Raw genomic sequence first — 23,197 nt, forward strand, 5'->3', positions numbered from 1 at the left:
AAGGGGCTATGTTCCCCAGGAAATTCCCATCCTCGTTTTTTATTCTTGACCATTAGTCATTCGTTTTTTCACCGTTTAAATAGACCTTTATTGAATCTACCAATAATTTATAAAGCCTCCTAAATGAATTAAACTCAGTTTATTTCATTTCATACGCTAGACTCAACGGTGTAAAAATTGGATTCAAATATGATTTCTAACGATATCGGTTGAGCTGTCAGTTTATTAGTTAGCTAATTAAATATTTTTACAATAAATATCAATTGAACAATTTTTGCGAATTTGATAAGATAATTAAGTGGTAATTTAGTTAGGGGGGTAACGAATGGAGAAGCGTGATATTGAAAGGCATGTTGGATACCATATTGGAATCGCTGCCCATTTTATTCAAAATCGTTACAATGAGAAATTGGCTGAAGTTGATTTAACGGTCGCGCAAGCAAGGGCTCTTTATTTGCTTGTCGAGCATGGCCCTCAAATTCAGGTAGAACTACAAAATCGCCTGTATATAAAAGGTTCGACGATGAATGGTTTAATTGAAACGATGGAGAAGAAGGGGTTTATTGAAAGGCGTGCTAGCTCAAGCGATAAACGCTCGAAGGTGATTCACTTAACAGATAAAGGGTATGAGATTGATCAAATCTTTTGGAAGAAGCTTACGTTACTTGAAGATGAGCTGCTAGAGGGCTTTATGGAAGAGGAGAAGGCGCTTCTCATTGTTTGGTTAAAACGGTTAAAAGAGAACCTATGTGTGAAAGAAAGCAAGGCAACGGGAGAGGGTGGAGAGTAATGGATCAAAAAATGCAAAGTGAGCGGCTGGGTACAGAGAGTATTCCAACCTTACTTAAAAATTTATCGATCCCAGCGATTATTGGGATGTTTGTGATGGCTTTCTACAATGTCGTTGATACGATCTTTATTTCATATGGAGTTGGGATTGATGCCGTTGCCGGTGTAACGATTGCGTTCCCGCTTATGATGATTATAATGGCTGTTGCTGGGGCTCTAGGAATTGGTGGAGCGTCGGTCATTTCAAGGCGGCTTGGAGAACGACGTGAAGGTGAAGCCAATCAAGTGTTTGGAACGGTCATTAGCGTCGTTTTAATTGTGAGTGTCATTGGAGCGATCGGAGCGTTTACGTTTCTAGAGCCTCTATTGCTATTATTTGGAGCTACTCCTGACATTTTGCCTTATGCGATCGATTATATGTTCCCGATTTTGATTGGAACGATCTTCTTTTCCTTCTCGTTTGCGACAAATAATATCGTTCGTTCAGAAGGAAATGCCCAATTTGCCATGATGACGATGATAATTCCTGCTGTGTTAAATATTATTTTAGATCCGATCTTCATTTTCGGTTTGAACATGGGTGTAGCTGGAGCAGCATGGGCGACGGTCATCTCGCAAGCGACGGTTTCGGTCGTTTTATTACATTATTATTTGACAGGTAAGAGCTCTCTATCCATAACATGGAGAGATCTCATTGTTCGTTGGAACATATTAAAGGAAGTAACAGCTGTTGGGATGCCGGCCTTTGTCCAGCAAGCGTCAGGAAGTATTATGATGATTGCGATTAATACGATGCTTGTGCAGCATGGAGGCGACCTGTACCTCGGTATATTCGGATTGATTCAACGAATTATTATGTTTACGGTCATGCCGCTTATTGGGGTTATGCAAGGGATGATGCCGATCGTTGGCTATAATTTTGGAGCGAGGAAATTCGAACGGATGAGGGAGACGATTTGGCTTACATTAAAGGTCGTCACGATTGCGTCTGTTGTCATTAGTGCCCTCCTTCTGCTCGTACCAACATGGTTCTTACGTATCTTTACGAATGATCCAGTTGTTCTAGAAGAAGGTGCGTATGCGATGCGTATTATGTTTATTGTCTTTTCGGTTGTTGGAATCCAAGTCGTGAGTGGTGGATTGTATCAAGCTCTTGGAAAGGCAAAGCCAGCGATGATTTTGTCCTTATCACGGCAAATTATTTTCCTTATACCGCTTGTCATTATCTTGCCGCAGTTTTTCGGTTTGACGGGTGTATGGTTGGCGTTTCCTGTTTCTGATTTTCTATCAACGATTCTTGCAGTCTACTTGCTTTACCGTGATCGTGATACGATTCTAGTAAAAGGGAAAGATGAAGATCATGATCAAGGTGAGGAAGAGCCCCAAATAGCTGTGACTTCTGGTGGTGTTTAATATAAGGTTGTGCTCAAAGGGTTTGATCCCTATGAGCACACCTATTAGAAAAGACGCTGTCGCGTTTTCTTATCGTTAAGAGAAAATCTTAGTATTTAAAATGCTCAACCGTTTTGTTTAATTCCTCCGCCATATAAGCAAGCTCATTAGCGGCTGAGGCGATTTCTTCCATTGTGGCATTTTGTTCTTCAGAAGCGGAAGCGACATTTTCGCTATAAGTAGCTGATTCCCGCGATAGTTCTGTAACGGCTTCATTGGCCTCCACTACTTCGTGAATCGTTTGATTCATAGATTGAATGGAAGTCATAATGTTTTTTACTTGGGAGGAAACCCCAGTTACAGCCTCTGTAATATCCTTGAAGGCATTGCCAGCACTTGATACATATTCGGTCCCTTCATGAACCACTTTTCTTGTTTCGATCATCGCTTCAACAGCTGCTACGGTTTCTTGCTGTGTCTGGTTAATTAATGTAGCGATTTGCTGTGAGGAAGTAGCTGTATTTTCAGCGAGCTTACGAACCTCGCTCGCGACGACTGCGAAGCCTTTTCCTTGTTCTCCAGCTCTAGCTGCTTCTATTGATGCGTTTAACGATAGTAAATTTGTTTGTTCGGCAATTTCCGTGATAACTGTTACAATTTGACCAATTTCCTTCGTTTTATCATTAAGCATTTTGACTACCTTTTCACTTGAAATGGTTCGTTCATTAATGATTTCAATTTGTTGTACTGCTTTTTGAACGAGCTTATCCCCATCAGATGATAAACTAGCTGTCCTCGAAGTCGATTGATCGATCTCCTCCATGTGCGTAGCAACTTGTTGAGCTTCTTTCGCCGTATTGTTGGATAACGCTGTTGTTTGTTCAGACGTCTTCATTTGCTGTTCGGCTCCAGTCGCTACGTTTTGGATCGATTCTGTAATTTCTTCTGTTGCTTTACTAATTTGTTCTGTACTTGCCGTTAGTTCTTCAGAGGTAGAAGCGACATTTTGTGATTTATCCACTACTTGAGAGACGAGCTGCTGTAAGCTTTCAGTCATTTTATTGAAAAATTGAGCTAACTGGTGTATTTCGTTTTTCGATTTGAGCTGATGAGCTTGAATATCAATCGTTTCACGTAGATCGCCATTGGCCACTCTTTGAACGCCATTTACCATTTGGATGATTGGCTTCGTTAAGGAGCGAGCGATAGCAAATGCAATAAATGCAATGAATGCAATGGAAACGGCGATAACGATAGAAAATAACGTTATCATTTGCGTTTGCAATTGGTTTGCTTCTTGAAGGGCTGCCTGCTCTTCGACTTCTAGTACGAGCCCCCAATCGAGTAATGGGATATATTGATAGGAGCCTAATACGGCATTTCCGGCTGGGTCTTCGTATGCGGCTGATCCACTCTCAGTATTAGCAATAGCTTGAGATGCGACTGTGTCAACAGGTGACTCGGAATCTTCAATTGATAGAGCGGGAGTAACGAGAACTTGCTCGGAATCAACGAGATATGCATCTGCGTACTCACCAACGTCAAGAGACTGAATGCGTTCGAAAATCGTATCTAATAATACAGCACCACGCATAACACCTACAATGGCATTTGTCTCATCATAAATAGGGGTAGCGAGAGTAATGACATGATTTCCAGTTGACCTAGACAAAAGGGGTTGAGAAAATGTATCCTCTCCTGAAATCGCTGATTGAAACCAGTCGCGATCAGCAACATTGAAGTCGTTTACTTCTGCTTGAGAAAGGATGATTGACGATTCATTTTCATATGCAATACCACTTAATCCTATCCCTTCTGGAGATACAGCGTAAATGGTATCGTAAAAGCCATTGCTTTCGGCGATCCGATCAAGGAGATGGTCTAATTCACCAACGTTCACTTGTCCCGCGGCGTCTAAGCTAGCTAAATAACGCATTTCATTCATACGAACATTGATCCATTCGGTAATAAATTCAGCGTTATATTCCCCGATCTCATTTAATTCAGTTAGTTCTTGTTCGATTAAAAATTGTTGAGTCTGATTCATTTGATAAAGGGAGAGAGAGCCGATAATAAGTAATGGGATTGCTGTAATGATGATGAAGTAAGATAAAAGCTGGGTTCGTAATTTAGTCGTTGAAATAGTAGGTATGCGACTCATCATTGATTTCATACGTTTGACCTCCTTTTGTAATACGTTCACTATAATTCGACATGATTCATCTTTATTCTACTTTATATATATCGGCTTCAGCACACGATTTTATTAGTCATTTGACAAAATTCGATTTGAGGCTAGCGTATTATTATGATAAAGATAGTTATGAATGGGGTATATTGTGGGCTAAATGAATTCATATGGAGGTTACTACGATGAACAAACAGTGGAGTGAAAGATTTGAAAAGATTCAAGAATGGGTACAAGTAGCAGGCCAAGAGCAAGTGAAAAGAATGGATGATGAGCTAAAAATTGAGCAGAAGTCAGCTAATATTGATTTAGTAACAGAGATGGATGTGTGGACAGATGAATTTTTTCAAGAGAGAATCCGTACATTTTTCCCTAGTGATGCTATTCTTTCTGAAGAGACGGGCGTTTCTGAAGGGAGATCAGGCTATGAATGGGTGATTGATCCAATTGATGGGACAACAAATTATGCTCACCGTTTTCCGATGTTTGCGATATCGGTAGCTGTGAAATATGAAGGTGAAACGGTCATTGGGGTTGTGCATGCCCCTAAGATAGGCGAAAGCTATTCGGCGGTTAAGGGCGAAGGGGCTTTTCTAAATGGGAGGAAGGTAACGGTATCGACACGTACACGGTTGACAGATTCGGTAATTGCTACAGGCTTCCCGTATGATCGTGCGACGGATCCTCTTAATAATGTTGAACAGTTTAATGCGGTTATTTTACATATTGGTGGAATTCGGCGGACTGGTAGTGCTGCTTTGGATTTATGTCAAGTAGCGGCTGGACGCTTCGAAGGGTATTGGGAATATAAGATTAACCCATGGGATTTTGAAGCAGGGGTGCTTATTGTAAAGGAGGCTGGCGGCGTTATAGAGAAAAAGAAGCTGAATAAAGGATATTTCATTCTTGCTGGCAATGATTCCGTTTTGAATCAAATTCGGAAGCTTATTAATGAATGATTAGAAGATTTAGAATTATAAAGGTCATAAAAGTTTAATCAATGGGGCGTAGGAGGATTCGTGAGGGTGTCTGCTCCGTACGTTATCAGCTAGGATGAAAGAAGACGTAGGTTTTTTTATACTAAACGGAACCTCATTCCGTTAAATGGGATAAACACGTTGTTTGAGCGTACGAAGTGGAACCTCATTCCGCTAATACACAAAAAGAAGAGCAAAGCAAAGTAAAAACGGTCAAATAGCGGAACGAGGATCCGGAAGAGCCGTCAAAAAAGACTTTATGAAGGAGATAGCGGAATGAAGTTCCATCAAGCAGACTATATGTGAATTCAGCGAAGGGTGCCGCTCTATACGTTACATGTTGATTTGAAAGGAGAGCCTTTTCAGTTCATCTCAAGCCCTTTTAACAACTTCACTGAGCGAGGACAATGAATAAGTACAGAGCCTTTTATCCGTGCCCTTACGTTACCACGTTTTTCTTAACTAAAGTTGGAAGGTGGCTCTTCTTGCTACTTTTGCTGACTTTCAGTAGAATGGGGAATATATTCTTACGAAGTGAAAAGAGGGTAAAAGAATGAGTAAACCATCTATATATGGGTTAACGTTCGAGCAATTGACGGATTGGTTAATTGAATACGGACATAAAAAATTCCGCGCACAGCAAGTATGGGGCTGGCTGTATCAAAAGCGTGTGAAAGAATTTGCTGAGATGACAAATGTTAATAAGGATTGCTTGCAGCTACTTGAAGAGCATTACGACATTCAAACGCTTGAGGAGCATGTGAAGCAGGAGTCTAAGGATGGTACAGTTAAATTCCTATTTCGTCTTCAGGATGGAAATTTAATTGAGACGGTTCTCATGAAGCATAAGTATGGGTATTCGGTTTGTGTGACGACCCAGGTCGGCTGTAATATCGGCTGTAGCTTCTGTGCAAGTGGACTTTTGAAGAAGAGTCGGGATTTATCGAGTGGGGAAATTGTTGAGCAAATTATGAATGTTCAGCACTACCTCGATGGTCTTGGTCAAGAACAGAGAGTGAGTCACATTGTTGTCATGGGGATTGGTGAACCATTTGATAATTTTGAAAATTTAATTGATTTCTTAGATGTGGTGAAGGACCAAAAAGGACTAGCTATTGGAGCAAGACATATTACCGTCTCGACGAGTGGACTTGCAGATAAAGTCCGAAAGTTCGCCGATGTCCATTCGCAAGTGAATTTAGCGATCTCCTTACATGCGCCTAATAATGAGCTTCGGTCACAAATCATGAAGCTTAATCGTGCGATCCCAATTGAGAAGCTCATGGATGCGATTGACTATTATTTGGAGAAGACGAATCGCAGGATTACGTTTGAGTACATTTTATTAAAGGATGTTAATGATAAGAAAGAGCACGCGCTTGAACTTGCAGAATTAATCGCTGATAAGCGTAAGCTCTCATACGTGAATTTAATCCCGTATAATCCAGTCGATGAACATGGACAGTATCAGCGTAGTACAGATGAAGCAATTCGCACCTTTTTTGATACATTAAAGAAAAAGGGGATTAACTGTGGTGTAAGGCTAGAGCATGGAACGGACATTGATGCAGCCTGTGGACAGCTAAGAAGTAAACAGATAAAAAAAGCGAAATAATTTCTTAAGCAGTGGGTAAAAAGGGAACAGTCTTTTATCCATTGCTTTTTTTTTGAAAAGGGTAAGAGGGGAGAATAAAGGTAAAGTCGTTCCTCCCTAACGCCCAACAATTAAACATGTATATGAACATCCTGTTCTAATTGCGCTTTCTTAGAAATGATTTTCATATATTACTAACATGTGTTTAGGAAAAAATGTTAAAATAGAGCTTATGTGGATATCGTACAATTTTTATGTTTGGAGGATGATTGGTAGTGAAGGTGACATTTTCAAAGCCTAAAGGATTCGGGCAAATTTTAGATCATATTTTTACAATAACAAAGTCAAAATTCCCTGATTTGTTTAAGGTGGCGCTAATATTATTAGGCCCTTTATATGTATTACAAGCAGTGATTCAGCTTATATTTGGAGTTAATTTCTTTCAGGAAATAGGAAGTAGTGGCTCCTGGATTGATCGTTTTATAGCTGGTTTTGAAGAGGATTTGTTGGCGCCTGCAACGCTGCTTGACAACTGGTTAACAGTTATATCGATGGCGAGTTTTGTCCTATTAATTGTCTCTCAAGCGGCCATTATGCTGATAGTAAACCGGATTCGCTTGCAGCAGGAGTATACGGTTAAAGAAGTGATAAAGCAAGCATTTTCAAAGTTTTGGCCAGCGCTCGGAGGAACGTTGCTTTATATATTAATTTTAATTGGTATGATGGTTATTCCGATTATAATTGTGGCATTTTTCTCAGGAATTATCACTGAATTGATAGGCGGAGTTGGAGTGGTTTTATCAGTTATTTTCATGATCGCTCTCTTTGTGACAATTCTTTACTTTACAATTAGATGGAGCTTTTACTTCGGAGCAATTATTATTGATAAAAGTAAACCTGGATTCAGAAAAAGCTGGGGGTTAACGAAGAAAAGAGTGTGGGCGTTAATAGGGTTGTACCTTGTTCTTTTTCTCATTATTGGAATTGTGACCGGTGCTATTGAGGTTGTCGCCATGCTGTTTCTTGGCAATAGTGTTCTTTATTCGTTAATTATAAATACGGTGTCGCTCGTTACGACATTAATCTTCTCGGTTGGGTATGCTGTTATTTACTTTGATTTAAAAGTTCGTAATGAGGCAGATGATTTAAAAGGACTCATTGATGAATATGAGTCAGAAAAACCTAGTTCGGAATAAAGGTTAGGTGAGGTTATGGCACAGGCAAGGGAGCGTATTGCTGAAATATTAGATGGACGAGAGTATACGGTATATTATGAAGAGACAAGAACTTTGCTAGAACGTGGTATTAGTATTGTTTGGCAATGGATAATAGAGTTTATTATTGAATTGCTTCCGGTAATGCGAGCCTCACATGAAGCAGCTAATTTAGTTGTTATTGGACTTGTGATAGTCGGGACGATCGCGCTAATTATAGCATTAATCTTTGTAGCAAGGTATTTACAGAGAAAGCGTCGTTTTCGAGAATTACCCCCGATTCAGTCTGAAAATGAGATGAAGTGGTCATCTCAGATGCATTTTCAACAGCTGAAGGTGCAAGAGGAGAGAGGGAACCATACGCAAGCGTTACGTCATTTATTTTTAGGATTTTTGCTGTATTTTCATGAACATGAATGGCTCGAGGCCCGGATTTGGAAGACGAACTGGGAATATGTATATGAATTAGAGAAGGTTGATAAGGAGACATCCGCGCTCTTCCAAGATGTCGCGCTATTGTTTGATCGTGTCACATATGGGAATGTTCATGTAAGGAATGAAGAGTACCTCCATTACAAAGAGGTTGTGATGGCTTGGATACAATCTAATCAAGATGCACGTAATGGGAAGGAGGAATGAGGTCGTTTTGGATAGAAATAAATTTAGGTTTAAAGCGTGGTTTTGGATTCCAATTCTATTTGTAATCTTTCTTGCTAGTAGTTTCATTGCTATTGGACAGCCACCACGTGAATATCCGCCTTATGTCTCTCATTCTCCTTCTCCAACGGGGATTAAGGCTTTGTATACATATTTGGATGAGGAACGAGATAAGGTGCGACGTTGGGAACGAACTCCAGATCAGTTACCAGTACATGAACAAAATCGTGCTCTGCTTATGATTGAACCAGCGTTCGTACCAACGAGTAATGAAATGGTTCAGTATGAGGCTTTTATGGAAGCAGGAAATACGATTGTCCTTTTTAGTGAGAATCCAGCGGGGATGTTTGGGCTAAAATATGACCCGATCCTTCATTTCTTAGAAGATGAACCTATTTATTGGGGAGAAGAGACGTATTATGCAGAACAGCGATCTCCTTTACGGTTGGTGCCGGCAGATGAAGATGAGATTTTATTAGAAGATGAACTAGGAGTTGTCGCTTTTAAACGTGAATTTGGTGACGGAGCTTTAATGGTTGTTAATGAACCATACTGGCTTATGAACCAATTTATATTAGAAGAGGATCACATTCCGCTTATCCTGACATTAATAGAGGAAGCTAATGCTGATGAACTGTGGTTTGATGAATATGTTCATGGTGATGATAACTCAACAAGCATGCTCGAAGTCTATCCTCAATGGTTTATTATCCTGATGCTACAACTTGGTATCTTTACATTATTATGGTTGCTCTATCAGGGCAAAAGGTTTGGACCGGTTTTGGTAGAAAAAGAGGAGACCGTTCGATTTAGTGATGAGGCTCTTCATGCTCTAAGTGCATGGTTTATAAAAGGGAAGCATTACTCGGGATCTTTGCAAATTCAAAGTGACTATGTACGAACACGAATGCAAGAAAAATGGGGGGTTCCTCTAACGAAAGAGTGGTCCGATATTGCAGATAATCTCGTACAAAAGTGGGATGCGAAAACAGAAAAGGAAACACGGAAATTCGTATATGAGCTAGAGGAAGTTTTAAGAAAAGAAGTGGTTAGCAAGCAAGAATACCTACTTTGGGCTAAAAAGTTAAATGAATTACAGAAAGGCGTGGAGAAAAGGTGAGAGCAGAATTAAAGGTTTTACTAGAATCTTATGAGCAAACGATACTTGGACAAAGTCAAAATATTAAATTGTTACTGGCTTCTGTCCTTTCAGGAGGACATGTTCTTTTAGAAGGTGTACCAGGAACAGGAAAGACACAAATGGTTCGCACGCTTGCTAGACTTATTGGTGGCGATTTCCACCGTATTCAATTTACTCCTGATTTACTTCCGAGCGACATTACAGGTAGTACGATTTACAATATGAAAGATGGTCAATTTCAAACATTAAAGGGGCCGATTTTCACGAATATTTTGCTAGCGGATGAGATTAACCGAACTCCTGCGAAGACACAAGCCGCATTGCTTGAGGCAATGGAAGAAAAGCAGGTGACGATTCAAGGTGTAACCTACTCTTTATCAGAGGTTTTCTTTGTTGTCGCCACACAGAATCCGATTGAATATGAAGGGACATATCCACTTCCTGAAGCGCAACAGGATCGTTTTCTATTTAAGCTAATCATTGATTTTCCATCAGTTGAGGAAGAGCAGAAAGTGCTCAAACAAGTCATTGAGAAAAGAATGAATACAGCGGCCGTTGCATCAGAGTTAGATCTTGAAGCATTTATTTCCATACGTAAGGAAATCGAGCAAGTGACAATAAGTGATGATGTGTATGCATATATGGTTGAGATCGTACGCAAAACTAGAGAATCTGAAGCTCTTCGCTTTGGAGCTAGTACACGCGCAGCGATTTCAATCGGGAAGGCTGCGCAAGCATGGGCATATTTAGCAGAGCGTGATTATGTGTCGCCAGACGATATTAAGTTTGTAGCCAAACCAGCATTAAGACATCGAATTCAACTATCTCCACATATAGAATTGGAGGGAACGACTGTTGATCAAATTATTAACGAGCTTGTTGGGTCGATTCCTGTTCCGCGATAAAGGGATACTGCCTACGAAACGGTTGCTTCTACTTTTTATCGCGATTTCAAGTTTCTTTGTCATCTTAGGTTTCTTTGGTGCTTCATGGGTATGGATCATCATCGGAAACGGAGTTGTGTTGCTCATTAGTTTGCTCGATCTGCTTTTTTCTCCAAGCAGAGACGAATTGAATGTCTCTCGTCAATTAGATGGGGAATTGGAGAGAGGCATTGCGTATCAAGGGAAGGTAATCGTAACGAATCAATCACGCTATCCGGTAGCGATTCGTATCATTGATGATTTACCTCAATCCTTCGTGCGCCCCTTTCCGATTGTGCTACAAGCAGGTTCAGAAAGCGAATCTTCTATCGGTTATGAAACTTTAGCACCCATTCGTGGTAAATATCTCGTTAAAAAGCTGTACATACGTTATAAAAGTGTTTACGGCTTATGGGAGAAGCAAATGGCTCAAGAATCTGAAGCTGAAGTAAAAGTAATACCTGATTTGACGGATACGAGACATTTTCTTGAAAATGCGCAGAAATTTTTACTGCATGAAGGAAAGGATATTCGCAAACGCAGGAGTGATGTTGGAGAATTTGCTCAAATTCGAAATTATGTTGTTGGTGATGATCCAAGGAAGATTAATTGGCGTCAAACGGCAAAATTGCAGGAGTTAATGACAAATGAATACGAGCCTGAACACGGAAAGCACGTCACACTCTTAATTGATTGTGGGCGAATGATGGGAGCGGAGTTGAAGAAGGGAAACCGTTTAGAGCGTTCTCTAGAGGCTGCGATAACGGTTGCTGCCGCTTCTTTACAAAAAGGGGATCAAGTAGCTGTATTAGCTTTTTCTAATCAAGTTAAAGTCTTTGTCCCACCGGCGAAAGGAATGGCTCATTTACAGACGATCTTACAGGCGATTTATGATGTAGAGGTGGATGGGGTCGAATCAAACTATGCCGATGTCCTTCGTTATTTAGAAACGGTTCAGAAAAAGAGGAGTTTACTACTTCTATTTAGTGATGTTCGCACTTTTTTACATGAGGAAAGCGCCCTTGTGTATTTACAACGTTTACGTCAGCGGCATTTATTCTTCATGATTGGTGTCGAGGATGAAATGCTAAAGTCGAAAGTAGGGGATGATCCTGAAGAAGTGAGGACAGCTGTTGTCAAAGCGATGGCGATGAAGCAAATACTTGTGAAAAAACGGGAAAAGGCAAAATGGGAGAGGCAAGGACTTCATATGATTGAAGCGGAGGAAGAACGATTAGCCGTTGCCGCTGTCTCGACTTACTTTGACGTCATGAACCGCGGACTGTTATAGATGCATCCAAAAGGGTGGTTTTCCCTTTTGGATGCATCGTGGCATGGCGAAGTCGCTACAGAAGTAAAAGTCAAGTGGATAGTGGTCTTCTCTCCCCTTGACGCGTAGCGAACGAAACCAGTGCCCAAAAGGGCGGTTTTCCCTTTTGGATGCATCGTGTTTGAATCTATGTAAACATGTAATAAGCGATGTTCATCATTACGAATCGATCAAAAGGAACGTCCTTATAGTCGATAACGAATGCGAACATCGCTTTTTAAAAGACACACGTTTTCCTTAACTGATAAGTCAAGCTACTTTCAATGGCTTCCGCTAAGATTGGTTGGACTGCTCTCGCTTGAGAATTAACGCCTTACCAATGAGAGCATATAGGATTAAACCGACGGTAGTGATAAGAGCGATAGCGTATTTCGCTTCTAACGAAATGCCTGCAGGTGTTATATAGCCTTCGATCACACCAGCAATGACGAATAATGGAATCGTTCCAAGTAACAGCTGGACGGATCGTTTGGCGTTTTCCTTTAGTTGATAAGCTCTTGAATAGTCACCAGGAGCAAACAATCGATAGCCCATTAATAGACCAGCTCCGCCTGCAATGAAAATGGCAGTTAGTTCGACGATTCCGTGAGGGACGATATATGCCCAAAATTCGTAGCTGTTGCCATAGTGCCAAAAGAGAGCGGCAATGGCACCGATAATAATTCCGTTATAAATCAAAATATAGACGGTTAATAAGCCAAATGTTATTCCACCAGCAAAGGCAAGAATAGCCACTTGAATGTTGTTCACCATAATTTCAGCAGACATAACCGGTGCATTTACGGTGCCTTCTGCTGCGCCGACTTGGGTTGGATCAAATGCTTTTGCTAACTCTGCCGGCAATACAGTATAAAGGCTTAATTCATCCTGCATAACAGCAAAGAAGCTTCCAATTGCACCGAGGGTGAACAGGAGCATCGCAACGAGCACAAACTTCCATTGATCAAATAACAAATGAACAAATTTTGTACTAAAAAAATATTTGATTTGCTTCCAGCTCGATAGTTGGTCACGGTATAGTAGATTGTGAGCTTTTGCGACAAGGCCATTTAAATAAAAAGTCACATCAGCGGAAGGGAAATTTGTTTGGCTATAAGAAAGATGCTGAGCCACTTTCTGATAGGTACGGTGGAAATCATGAATGTGCTGACTTCCTGTTCTGCTTCTATTGTTCTTTTGTAGAGTCGAAATGAGTTGTTCTAGGTTGTTCCATTCTTCTCGATGCTGTTGTGTAAATTGTTTTATATTCATTTTGAGCCACACCTTCTTATTAAAAAACTCATAACTACTATTTTATAGTAATAATGGTAAAATAGAAACAGGTTATATGAATATTTTCTTTAAAGAAGCGATTGAATGTCTCGAAGTAAAATGATTGTAGTAAGTAAAGATGGAGGACGTTATGAATCAGGAACAAGTACAAGTCAAAACACCAGAATATGTATCCTTACAATTTCAATCGGCAGGTTTAGGAAGTCGAGCATCTGCCTTTATTATCGACCAAGTGATTATTATGATTGCTAATTTTACGATTTTAATTGGTGCAATTTACTTAATGGATTTTATGGGGCTATTCATGGGGACATCATGGGTGCCAATCGCTATTGTAACGATTCTTGCTTTTCTCATAAATTGGGGTTATTTCTTTTTCTTAGAGTACTTCACGGGTGGGAGAACGATAGGGAAAAAGATGCTCGGTATTCGAGTGATGCAGGAAAATGGCCATAGTATTACACTATTATCAAGCTTTATCCGAAACTTGTTACGCATTGTTGATCAACTGCCTGCAGGCTATTTACTGGGAATATTAATGATATTCTTTCATTCGAAGCATAAGCGTTTAGGGGATCTAGCTGCTGGGACGCTAGTCGTTCATGAAAGACGGGTAAGAAAGAGAAAGAAAAAAACAGCAATCGAGAAAGAGATTGAACGAAGAGGCATTACAAGGGACGATTGGAAGCTAGAAGAATGGACGATCAAAAGCTTCAAGGAAAAGGATTGGAATTTGTTAAAAACGTATGTGGAGCGTTATTTACAAGTACCGTTAGAGGAGCGTGAGCAGCTAACAAAAAAGGTTTCTAGTATTCTCATTGAAAAGGTTGGCATCGATACAAGCGGAAAAACGACGTTAGAGCGTGAGCGAATGCTGTTTACTCTCTATTTACATTTAAAAGATGAATGGGAATTTGAATAAAACCATTGACAATTGCAACTGGAAAATACTACAATACATTATACAAAATAGAAGGGAGGGTTACAAAAATGGATAAGGTTAATCGTCGTAAAAGAAAACGAAATAGAAATGTAACCCGACCGGTCGGATACGAGCTACTTTTTTAGGAGTAGAATCGGTGTGGTTACATATGTAACTGCACCTTATCTATAGGTAGTATGATTAGATACCGTGCATTCGTGTGCGGTATTTTTTTGTGTGGGAAAAAAATGGGTAATGTGGTTGAGAAGGGTGGGATAGGTTATGTTTACAATTTTATTTAAACTAGGTTGGTTTTTCAAGAAGTATTGGAAGCGCTATACGATCGCGATTATTCTTTTACTTATTGTTAGTGTGCTCGATGTTATTCCACCAAAAATCATTGAGATGGCGATTGATGATATTCAGTTTCGCCAGTTAACTCCAGAACGCCTGCGTGAGCTGATACTCTTCTATGGGGGGCTCATTGTGGCCAGTTATTTAATCACGTATGTCTGGATGTATCAGCTGTTTGGTGGGGCATTTGTACTGGAGCGCTTGCTTCGTTTTCGTTTAATGCGTCACTTCCTCTTCATGACGCCTCGTTTCTTTGAAAGAAATCGAACAGGTGATTTAATGGCTCGTGCGACAAACGACTTGAAGGCGATTTCGTTAACAGCAGGATTCGGGATTTTAACGTTAATTGATTCGACCGTGTTTATGATGATCATTATTGCTGTCATGGGCTTTACGATTAGCTGGCAGCTTACATTAGCAGCACTTATACCGTTGCCGCTTATGGCTCTGGCGATTCGTTATTATGGTAAGATGATTCACCAACGATTTACAGCTGCACAAGGTGCATTTGGTGATTTAAATGATCAAGTATTAGAATCGATTGGAGGAGTTCGTGTCATTCGTGCCTACGTACAGGAGCGGGCGGATGAAAAACGATTCCAGCAGCAAACCGAGTATGTTTACTCTAAAAATATTGACGTTGCTCGCGTGGACTCGCTTTTTGAGCCAACGATCAAAATATTAGTTGGCTTCAGTTATGTGATTGGCTTAGGGTACGGTGCTTACCTTGTGTTTCAACAAGCAATTACGCTCGGGCAGCTTGTGAGCTTTAATATTTATTTAGGAATGCTCATTTGGCCGATGTTCGCCATTGGTGAATTGATTAACATATTGCAGCGGGGGAGTGCATCACTAGATCGTGTGAATGAGACGTTAGCCTATGAGCCTGATGTGAAGGATGATCATCAAACTGTGGATGTTCCACTACCTCATACAATTGAATTTTCACATGTCTATTTTTGTTATCCTTCAACAGAACGGAAGCAACTGAAGGATGTGAACTTTACAGTTGAAAGAGGAGAGACGATCGGTATTGTTGGAAAGACAGGAAGTGGAAAGTCGACATTAATCAAGCAGCTTATTCGCGAATACCCACTTGGTGAAGGAGCGATTACGATTTCGGGTGTGGCTATTGATCAAATTCCATTAGATCGTTTGCTCTCATGGATTGGTTATGTTCCGCAAGAGCAAATTCTCTTCTCTCGTTCGATTCGTGAGAACTTAATGTTTGGAAAAGAGCATGTTTCTGAAGATGAGATCGAAGAAGCGTTACGGCTAGCTGTATTTGACCAGGTGCATCAGTTGCCAATGGGGCTTGAGACATTGGTTGGTGAGAAAGGTGTGGCTCTTTCCGGTGGGCAAAAGCAACGGTTATCGATTGCGCGTGCTCTCATTCAAGATCCTGAAATTCTTCTCTTAGACGATGCGATGTCAGCAGTAGACGGTAAGACAGAAGCGAAAATGATCGAGAACATCCGCTCCGTTCGAGAAGGGAAAACGACCTTTATTACGACACATCGACTGTCAGCAATAGAGCATGCCGATTGGATTATCGTATTAGATGAAGGTGAAGTGATTGAAGAAGGGACACATGAGCAATTATTGGCGCTTGGTGGCTGGTATAAAGAGCAATATGATCGGCAACAGGCCAATGATTCTTACGGGGAGGTGAGCTAATGAAATCACAACAAAATGTAGGGAAGCGCCTCGTCGCGTACGCTCTTGCGTTTAAAAAAACGATACTAGTAGCGCTAGTCCTGCTTACGGTCGCTGTTACAGCTGAGCTAGTCGGTCCCTTTATTGCTAAGAAAGTAATAGATGATCACATTATGGGGATTGAGGAGCCGTGGGTTGAGGTAGCAGATGAAACTGAGCAAACGGTTATGTATGAGGGGAATCTATATAAGCGTAGCTCTTACGTATCAGCAGAGGATTTAGTAGGTGAAGGTAAGCTACAGCTTTTACAAGTAGGACGCTCCTTCTATGCCATAAAAGAGCACCTCTTGTTTGATGGGGAGAGGGTGGCTGAGGAGAGTGTCGTCACGATACGTAGTGGCAATGAGCAAGTCAGTTATGAAGCAGAGCAGCTAGCAACGGCAGCATTAATTCAATTTTACCAGCCTGAAATAAGGCCGATTATCGTGTTATTAGCTGTCTATATCGCTTTACTTATCTTTGCGGCTTTCTTTCAATATGGAAAGTCCTTGTTATTACAAAAAGCAGCGAATCGAATCATTCAAAAAATGCGTACAGATGTATTTGAACATATTCAACGACTGCCGATTACGTATTTTGATAATCAGCCTGCAGGACGCATCGTTTCAAGGGTAACGAACGATACAGAAGCTATTCGTGAGTTGTATGTGAAAGTGTTAGCTTCTTTTGTAACAAGTGGTATTTATATGCTCGGAATCTTTGTCGCTTTGTTCATTCTAGATGTATACCTCGCTTTGATTACGTTAGCTGTTGTGCCTATTATAGTTGTTTGGATCATCGTATATCGTAAGCTTGCTGCAAAGTATAATTATCTTATTAGGACAAAGATTAGTGAGATTAATGGGATGATTAATGAAACGATTCAAGGTATGCCAATTATTCGTGCTTTTCGTCGGCAGAAGCAAATGACCGCAGAATTCGAACAGTTGAATAAAGAACATTTCACATATGAGAATAAGCTCCTAAACTTAAACGCCTTGACCTCTCATAACTTAGTTAATGTGCTGCGAAATGTTACATTTGTTGCGCTGATTTGGTATTTTGGAGGTCAATCAATGACAGCCGCTGGAATCATTTCGATTGGATTGTTATATGCATTCGTTGATTATTTAAATCGACTTTTCCAACCAGTAACCGATATTGTTAATCAGCTTGCTCAGTTAGAGCAAGCGCGTGTTGCATCCGCTCGCGTGTTCGAGCTACTTGATGAAAAGGGTGAGGATGTCGTTGATGATTCAGTTCCTCGTTACGAAGGGTATGTTAAATTTGACCAAGTTTGCTTTTCATATGACGGAAAGCAGGATGTACTAAAAGATATTAGCTTTGAAGCGAAGAAGGGTGAAACGGTTGCTTTAGTCGGTCACACTGGATCTGGAAAAAGCTCGATTATGAATGTATTGTTCCGTTATTATGATGTAGAACGAGGTATCATTTCAATTGATGATACACCGATTCAAATGATGTCTAAACAGCAGTTGCGTAAGCATATGGGAATTGTTTTGCAGGATCCATTTTTATTCTCGGGTACGATCGCCTCTAATGTGAGCTTAGATAACCCAGGTGTTTCAAGGGATCATGTTCTCCAAGCCTTAAAGGATGTTGGGGCAGATCGATTCATTGAGCAGTTACCGAACAGCTATGATGAGCCTGTATTAGAAAAAGGGAGCACCTTATCCGCGGGTGAACGGCAGCTTATATCCTTTGCGCGGGCTCTTGCGTATAATCCAGCGATTCTTATCTTAGATGAGGCTACCGCTAATATTGATACTGAAACAGAAGCGCTTATCCAGCAGGCCTTAAATGTCGTAAAAGAAGGGCGTACGACATTTATCATCGCTCACCGCCTATCAACGATTCGACAGGCCGATCAAATTCTCGTATTAGACCAAGGAGAAATCGTTGAACGAGGACGGCATGAAGAGCTATTAGAACGGAAGGGGAAGTATTATCAAATGTATCAAATGCAGCATAGGACGGAGCAGAAGATTATTTCATAGAGGGTGAGAGGATAATGAAAGAAAAGCTTCAACAATTGCTGTTAGATCGTCTTTCTTTTTCTACAATGGTGTACCCTTCATTTACAAACGATATGCGGCATAACTTTGAACATGCTTACGATCAATTACGAACGAATCAGATGGAGAGATACAACGGTCCCTATCCGTTGTACCTCCTTCTACATTATCTCATTGTCGAGAAAGGTTGCCTCGTTCATGGATCGAATCACCCGAACATTTCGATATTTGAACCGAGACCGCAAACATTGTATGACGGTAAGCCAGTTACTGCTGTATTTGCTTCAGCAGATGGCCTTTGGTCGTTGTTCTTTGCGGTTGTCAATCGGTTGGAATATGAAGGGGCGTTGAAAAATCTTTGTATTATAACAAAAAACAAACGTTACTACTACTTTTCTCTTAATCGTGATTGGTCGGGAACGCTATGGAGAGAAGGGACGATTTATATGTTGCCGAGTGATGCCTTTGTTCAAGGTGGAGCAAAGGCAGAATGGGTGTCAGAGAATCCAGTGTCTCCTGTTGCAAAGCTGGCGGTAGCGCCTAAGGATTTCATCTTTCGTAATCAAGTGAAAAGGCATGATGAGAACGAACCTCACTTACGTTCGCTCGTGAAGGGGTTGCTGTATAAAGGATAGTCTTGACCCATATTAGATGTGGGAATTCCCGAAGGTGGTGATATCAAATGGCGCAACTGTTTCATCTTCCGCCAAATTTTGTAGTGCCTCATGCAAAGTTGTTTATTAAGAGGGGCGATTATTTGTATGAGGTGATGAATCTAATCGCCTAATTATATTTCTGATAAACAGCTTTGCCTTATTTTTTACCATTCCTTTTAAAAAAATAATAAGGAGCTGACCAGAAATGATAAATTCAGTAGAAGAGAATGTACCTTTTCTAAAAAATGACCAATACAATTATATTAAATTTCAATTGAAACATCTCGTCTATGCTTATTCAATAACGAAGGATAAAGAAGTTCTCAACGCTTTGAAATATAGTACTCGTGATAAAGTCTTTTCTCAAATACCAAATATGAATGAAGGACAAAAGGCTGTATTAAATAAAATGATGCATCTGGAAGAAGATAAGCAAGTAGAGCGCTTTTTGCTGGAACTGAAGAATGTTGTCGTTCCATTTAAAGAGATCAATGAAAAGACTATAACGAATCTCTTTCCTAAAGCAAAGAAATTGAAAATGCCTTCTCTTAAAGAGATCGACTTTAGGAGTTTATCGTACTTAGGTTGGTATGATATTCGCTCCGAAAAGAAATTCCTTATTATAGAGAACGATGGAATATTAATCGGGATTCAAGGATCTTTTAAGAAGAGCGTAAAAGGAATTTGTGCACTATGTCATGCAAATGAAGATGTTGGTTTGTTTATGGCTAAAGTGAAGTCCGGAAAAGAAACATATACAAATAGAGGTAATTATATTTGCGCAGACAGCTTTAAATGTAATGAAAACCTAACGACATTAGATCAATTGAATCATTTCGTAAAAATATTAAATAAATAATTGGGTTTGGAGAACATGACTATTTTTATTTAACAAAGACTCTTCCACTTCTCCTATTGTTAACTTATAATGAAATTGAAGTTAACAATAGGAGGTTTTTTATGCGTTGGAGTCAAATTTCTGAAAAAATTATTAAGGGTTATGTGTTAACAAAGGAAGAAGCGTTAGCTGTTTTAAGAGCACCAGATACAGAAGTCGTTGCGCTTGTTCATGAGGCGTATCGTATTCGTCATCATTACTACGGAAAAAAAGTAAAGCTGAATATGATTTTAAATGCAAAAAGTGGTCTTTGTCCTGAGGATTGTGGGTACTGTTCGCAGTCGTTTAAAGCAACGAGTGACTGTGATACCTATGCCCTCGTCGATGAAGAGACGATTATAGAAGGGGCAAAGACAGCTGCCAATGGACAAATAGGGACCTATTGCATTGTGATGAGCGGGAGAAGACCGACGAATCGAGAGGTCGATCGGATCTCAGGGGCAGTTGAGGAAATTAAGAGAGAGCATCCTCATTTGAAAATTTGTGCCTGTTTAGGGCTTGCTACCGAAGATCAGACAGCCAAGCTTAAGGAAAGCGGTGTCGATCGTTACAATCATAATATTAATACGAGTGAGCGTTATCATAGTGAAGTTGTCACAACACATACATACGATCAACGTGTTGAAACGTTGGAAACGATGAAAAAACACGGAATCTCCCCGTGCTCTGGTGTGATTTGTGGGATGGGTGAGACAGATGAGGATATTGTTGATATGGCTTTTGCATTAAGAGAGATTGATGCTGATAGCATACCGGTCAATTTCCTGCATGCGATTGAAGGGACAAAGTTTGCTAATAAAGATGAGCTCTCACCGATGAAGTGCTTGAAAATATTAGCACTGTTTCGATTTATAAACCCTACGAAGGAAATACGAATTTCAGGTGGACGTGAGGTCAATTTGCGCTCATTACAGTCAATGGGTCTGTTCATTGCTAATTCGATCTTTGTTGGTGATTATTTAACAACGCAAGGGCAGCCAAACCTAACAGATTATGAAATGGTACGTGATCTAGGATTTGAGATTGAGGAGAATGCGTTTGAGCGAGATACGAGTGTGGTGGAGGCGAAGTCGTAGACTTGTACTACACGACGTAATTAAGAAAGGCTATGGTGTATAGGTCGCGTGTTTTATGAGCTTCCTCATTCCTCTATTTTGTCTCTATTATCCTTTTTCATTTCATTACGGTTCCTCATTCCTCTATTATGGCTTTTATGGATCCTTTTGGCTTCATTTAGCTCAAATAGCGGAACGAGGATTCCTTTTTCATTTCAGGAAGCGAGATTTCCCCGATTTAGTGGAATGAGGATTCCCTTTGTTCTTCGTATCACAGAAAGACAGCGGCGACGGTAGGAGTAGTCGTGGCTGCGCTGTATACTCCTCTGTTTTGGCTTTCCCCTCTTCTCGATTGTTTACACTTAAAATAAATATTTGGAGTTTAATTCAAGGTGGATGCAAGCAGATTCGCAGGTGGCGCAGGCCTCTCTCTTTACACGCATTTATGAAAGAACCCACTTTCATAAAAACTTAAAAACGTTATAACGCTCCGCGCAATGCTATTAAGAGAAGACTGCTACGCAGTTTTTCTCAGACCATCTTTTCAGGATTGACGTATTGATCATATTGCTTAGCTGTAAGGTGGCCGCTTTTAATAGCGGCTTCTTTTAATGATAGTCCTTCGGTATGGGCTAGTTTCGCAATCTTAGCTGCGTTCTCATAACCGATATGTGGATTGAGAGCTGTTACGAGCATGAGAGACTGTTCGACCAATTCCTTTATTCTTTCCTCATTCGGTTTTATTCCAATGAGACACTTGTCATGAAAGGAGCGTAGGCCGTCGCTCAATAGCTGTATAGATTGTAGCATGTTGTAAGCGATGACGGGTTTAAACACATTAAGCTCAAAGTTCCCTTGACTTGCAGCAAAGCTAATCGAGGTATCATTCCCCATTACTTGGCAAACGATCATAGTGAGTGCCTCGCTTTGCGTAGGGTTGACTTTTCCAGGCATAATGGAGCTCCCTGGTTCATTTGCTGGTATCGTAATTTCGCCAATTCCTGAGCGTGGTCCACTCGCAAGCCATCTGACGTCATTGGCTATTTTCATTAAGTCTGCTGCTAGCGCCTTTAGTGCACCGTGAGTGTAAACAAGTTCATCATGGCTCGTTAAGGCTTGGAATTTATTCACGGCTGTTTGGAAAGGGAATCCTGTAATGGTCGCAATGCGTTCAGCCACTTTTTCTCCAAAGGAAGGGTGTGCATTGATTCCTGTTCCGACAGCCGTTCCTCCAATAGCAAGCTCTAGTAAGCTTTCCGAACTTGTTTGGATCATACGCGTGTCTTTTTCCACCATCCGGTGCCAACCGCTAATTTCCTGTCCGAATGTTAACGGTGTAGCATCTTGCAAATGCGTACGACCAATTTTAATCAGTGATTGAAAGGCTTTTACTTGCTTGGAAAGTGTTTGCTTGAACCTTTCTAATTCTGGGAGTAACTGTTGTTGAATTTTCGTATAGATTGCAATGTGCATCGCTGTTGGAAACGTGTCGTTTGAACTTTGTGATTGGTTTACATCATCATTGGCATGAATGGAGTCGTTGTATCCTTCCTGCTTTAACCATTCATTTCCACAGTAGGAGATGACTTCATTGACGTTCATGTTCGTTTGAGTCCCACTACCTGTTTGCCACACCTTTAGTGGGAAATGCTCATCAAGCTCTCCTGCTCGTATTTTAGTCGTTACTTTACAGATTGCTTTCATTTTTTCTGTTGTTAGCAATCCTAGTGAATGGTTTACTTGTGCTGCACTTTCCTTAATAATCGAGTAAGCATAAATGAGCTCAAGTGGCATCATTTCACTGCCGATATTGAAGTTTTCTAAGCTTCTTTGTGTTTGGGACTTCCAATATTTACCTGCTTGTACGGAGATTTCACCAATTGTATCCTTTTCCATTCGGGTTTTCATGGTATGCCCCCTTAATTCTTCTTTTTCTTAGTATATTAGTGATTGTCATGCATATTCAAACAGAACGAATTATGTTTCTTACTAGAGGGTGTAGGCGAAAAGACGCTGTCGTTTTTCCTTATCCTTTTCTAAAAGAAGAATTTAACGAGTGAACGCTTTCCTCTATGTTAATTGTGTTATACTATTGGTAAGTTGT

The 23,197-nt window shown here is 40.5% G+C and carries 18 protein-coding genes; 15 read left to right on the forward strand and 3 right to left on the reverse strand.

The genetic code is table 11. The features are described from left to right. Positions 1-325 precede the first annotated feature (325 nt). On the forward strand, positions 326-790 hold the full coding sequence (locus MW695_RS00800) for a MarR family winged helix-turn-helix transcriptional regulator (RefSeq protein ID WP_247101749.1): 465 nt from the start codon (positions 326-328) through the stop codon (positions 788-790). Continuing rightward, positions 790-2,202 carry an MATE family efflux transporter gene (locus MW695_RS00805; protein WP_247101753.1) on the forward strand — a complete coding sequence of 471 codons (1,413 nt, stop codon included), beginning with the start codon at positions 790-792 and terminating at the stop codon, positions 2,200-2,202. Before MW695_RS00800 ends, MW695_RS00805 begins: the two co-directional genes overlap by 1 nt. Positions 2,203-2,290: 88 nt before the next feature. On the opposite strand, the gene MW695_RS00810 is transcribed toward MW695_RS00805, so the two are convergent. Continuing rightward, positions 2,291-4,354: a methyl-accepting chemotaxis protein gene (locus MW695_RS00810; RefSeq protein WP_247101755.1), complete on the reverse strand. Its 2,064-nt coding sequence runs from the start codon at positions 4,352-4,354 to the stop codon at positions 2,291-2,293. A 200-nt stretch (positions 4,355-4,554) separates the two neighbouring features. Between MW695_RS00810 and MW695_RS00815 the strand changes: the two genes are divergently transcribed. The 7 genes from MW695_RS00815 to MW695_RS00845 all read left to right on the forward strand — a co-directional run bounded on the left by MW695_RS00815 (position 4,555) and on the right by MW695_RS00845 (position 12,166). After that, on the forward strand, positions 4,555-5,328 hold the full coding sequence (locus MW695_RS00815; protein ID WP_247101758.1) for an inositol monophosphatase family protein: 774 nt from the start codon (positions 4,555-4,557) through the stop codon (positions 5,326-5,328). Positions 5,329-5,899: 571 nt separating this feature from the next. Then, positions 5,900-6,961, forward strand: a complete 1,062-nt coding sequence (gene rlmN / locus MW695_RS00820; RefSeq protein ID WP_247101760.1) for a dual-specificity RNA methyltransferase RlmN — start codon at positions 5,900-5,902, stop codon at positions 6,959-6,961. Positions 6,962-7,215: 254 nt separating this feature from the next. Next, positions 7,216-8,136: a DUF7847 domain-containing protein gene (locus tag MW695_RS00825; protein ID WP_247101763.1), complete on the forward strand. Its 921-nt coding sequence runs from the start codon at positions 7,216-7,218 to the stop codon at positions 8,134-8,136. A 15-nt stretch (positions 8,137-8,151) separates the two neighbouring features. Continuing rightward, a complete protein-coding gene (locus MW695_RS00830) occupies positions 8,152-8,793 on the forward strand; it encodes a DUF4129 domain-containing protein (RefSeq protein ID WP_247101766.1) in 642 nt (213 codons plus the stop codon). A 7-nt stretch (positions 8,794-8,800) separates the two neighbouring features. Then, positions 8,801-9,931: a DUF4350 domain-containing protein gene (locus MW695_RS00835; RefSeq protein WP_247101769.1), complete on the forward strand. Its 1,131-nt coding sequence runs from the start codon at positions 8,801-8,803 to the stop codon at positions 9,929-9,931. After that, positions 9,928-10,857, forward strand: a complete 930-nt coding sequence (locus tag MW695_RS00840; RefSeq protein WP_247101771.1) for an AAA family ATPase — start codon at positions 9,928-9,930, stop codon at positions 10,855-10,857. Before MW695_RS00835 ends, MW695_RS00840 begins: the two co-directional genes overlap by 4 nt. Further along, on the forward strand, positions 10,808-12,166 hold the full coding sequence (locus MW695_RS00845; RefSeq protein ID WP_247101775.1) for a DUF58 domain-containing protein: 1,359 nt from the start codon (positions 10,808-10,810) through the stop codon (positions 12,164-12,166). The genes MW695_RS00840 and MW695_RS00845 overlap by 50 nt, the downstream gene beginning before the upstream one ends. A 312-nt stretch (positions 12,167-12,478) precedes the next feature. Here the strand turns inward: MW695_RS00845 and MW695_RS00850 are convergent, their stop codons facing one another. Beyond that, positions 12,479-13,456 carry a stage II sporulation protein M gene (locus MW695_RS00850; protein WP_247101778.1) on the reverse strand — a complete coding sequence of 326 codons (978 nt, stop codon included), beginning with the start codon at positions 13,454-13,456 and terminating at the stop codon, positions 12,479-12,481. A 151-nt stretch (positions 13,457-13,607) separates the two neighbouring features. Between MW695_RS00850 and MW695_RS00855 the strand changes: the two genes are divergently transcribed. From MW695_RS00855 to bioB, 6 genes are all read left to right on the forward strand, one after another. Then, on the forward strand, positions 13,608-14,399 hold the full coding sequence (locus MW695_RS00855; protein WP_247101781.1) for an RDD family protein: 792 nt from the start codon (positions 13,608-13,610) through the stop codon (positions 14,397-14,399). A gap of 282 nt (positions 14,400-14,681) precedes the next feature. Then, positions 14,682-16,430 (forward strand): ABC transporter ATP-binding protein, encoded by a 1,749-nt coding sequence (locus MW695_RS00860; protein WP_247101783.1) that lies wholly within the window; start codon positions 14,682-14,684, stop codon positions 16,428-16,430. Continuing rightward, the gene (locus MW695_RS00865) at positions 16,430-18,466 is read left to right on the forward strand and encodes an ABC transporter ATP-binding protein (RefSeq protein ID WP_247101786.1); all 2,037 of its coding nucleotides are present in this window, start codon (positions 16,430-16,432) and stop codon (positions 18,464-18,466) included. Before MW695_RS00860 ends, MW695_RS00865 begins: the two co-directional genes overlap by 1 nt. A 14-nt stretch (positions 18,467-18,480) precedes the next feature. Then, entirely contained in the window at positions 18,481-19,119 is a 639-nt protein-coding gene (locus MW695_RS00870) for a hypothetical protein (protein WP_247101789.1), read from the forward strand. Between the two features lie 226 nt (positions 19,120-19,345). Continuing rightward, entirely contained in the window at positions 19,346-19,999 is a 654-nt protein-coding gene (locus MW695_RS00875; RefSeq protein WP_247101791.1) for a FusB/FusC family EF-G-binding protein, read from the forward strand. 101 nt (positions 20,000-20,100) lie between these two features. Beyond that, complete coding sequence (gene bioB, locus MW695_RS00880; protein WP_247101803.1) at positions 20,101-21,114, forward strand: biotin synthase BioB; 1,014 nt, start codon at positions 20,101-20,103, stop codon at positions 21,112-21,114. Positions 21,115-21,624: 510 nt separating this feature from the next. Here bioB and fumC read toward each other — a convergent pair. Then, positions 21,625-23,001, reverse strand: a complete 1,377-nt coding sequence (gene fumC, locus MW695_RS00885; protein ID WP_247101806.1) for a class II fumarate hydratase — start codon at positions 22,999-23,001, stop codon at positions 21,625-21,627. Positions 23,002-23,197 lie beyond the last annotated feature (196 nt).

Source organism: Halalkalibacter sp. APA_J-10(15) (assembly GCF_023017105.1).
In the GTDB taxonomy this organism is placed as follows: domain Bacteria; phylum Bacillota; class Bacilli; order Bacillales; family Bacillaceae_D; genus Halalkalibacter.

Bases quoted from the DNA above. Each gene is read 5' to 3' on its own strand.
- MW695_RS00800 (WP_247101749.1), top strand. From the start codon at position 326: ATGGAGAAGCGTGATATTGAAAGGCATGTTGGATACCATATTGGAATC.
- MW695_RS00805 (WP_247101753.1), top strand. From the start codon at position 790: ATGGATCAAAAAATGCAAAGTGAGCGGCTGGGTACAGAGAGTATTCCA.
- MW695_RS00810 (WP_247101755.1), bottom strand. From the start codon at position 4,354: ATGAAATCAATGATGAGTCGCATACCTACTATTTCAACGACTAAATTA.
- MW695_RS00815 (WP_247101758.1), top strand. From the start codon at position 4,555: ATGAACAAACAGTGGAGTGAAAGATTTGAAAAGATTCAAGAATGGGTA.
- rlmN (WP_247101760.1), top strand. From the start codon at position 5,900: ATGAGTAAACCATCTATATATGGGTTAACGTTCGAGCAATTGACGGAT.
- MW695_RS00830 (WP_247101766.1), top strand. From the start codon at position 8,152: ATGGCACAGGCAAGGGAGCGTATTGCTGAAATATTAGATGGACGAGAG.
- MW695_RS00850 (WP_247101778.1), bottom strand. From the start codon at position 13,456: ATGAATATAAAACAATTTACACAACAGCATCGAGAAGAATGGAACAAC.
- MW695_RS00855 (WP_247101781.1), top strand. From the start codon at position 13,608: ATGAATCAGGAACAAGTACAAGTCAAAACACCAGAATATGTATCCTTA.
- MW695_RS00860 (WP_247101783.1), top strand. From the start codon at position 14,682: ATGTTTACAATTTTATTTAAACTAGGTTGGTTTTTCAAGAAGTATTGG.
- MW695_RS00865 (WP_247101786.1), top strand. From the start codon at position 16,430: ATGAAATCACAACAAAATGTAGGGAAGCGCCTCGTCGCGTACGCTCTT.
- MW695_RS00870 (WP_247101789.1), top strand. From the start codon at position 18,481: ATGAAAGAAAAGCTTCAACAATTGCTGTTAGATCGTCTTTCTTTTTCT.
- MW695_RS00875 (WP_247101791.1), top strand. From the start codon at position 19,346: ATGATAAATTCAGTAGAAGAGAATGTACCTTTTCTAAAAAATGACCAA.
- bioB (WP_247101803.1), top strand. From the start codon at position 20,101: ATGCGTTGGAGTCAAATTTCTGAAAAAATTATTAAGGGTTATGTGTTA.
- fumC (WP_247101806.1), bottom strand. From the start codon at position 23,001: ATGAAAACCCGAATGGAAAAGGATACAATTGGTGAAATCTCCGTACAA.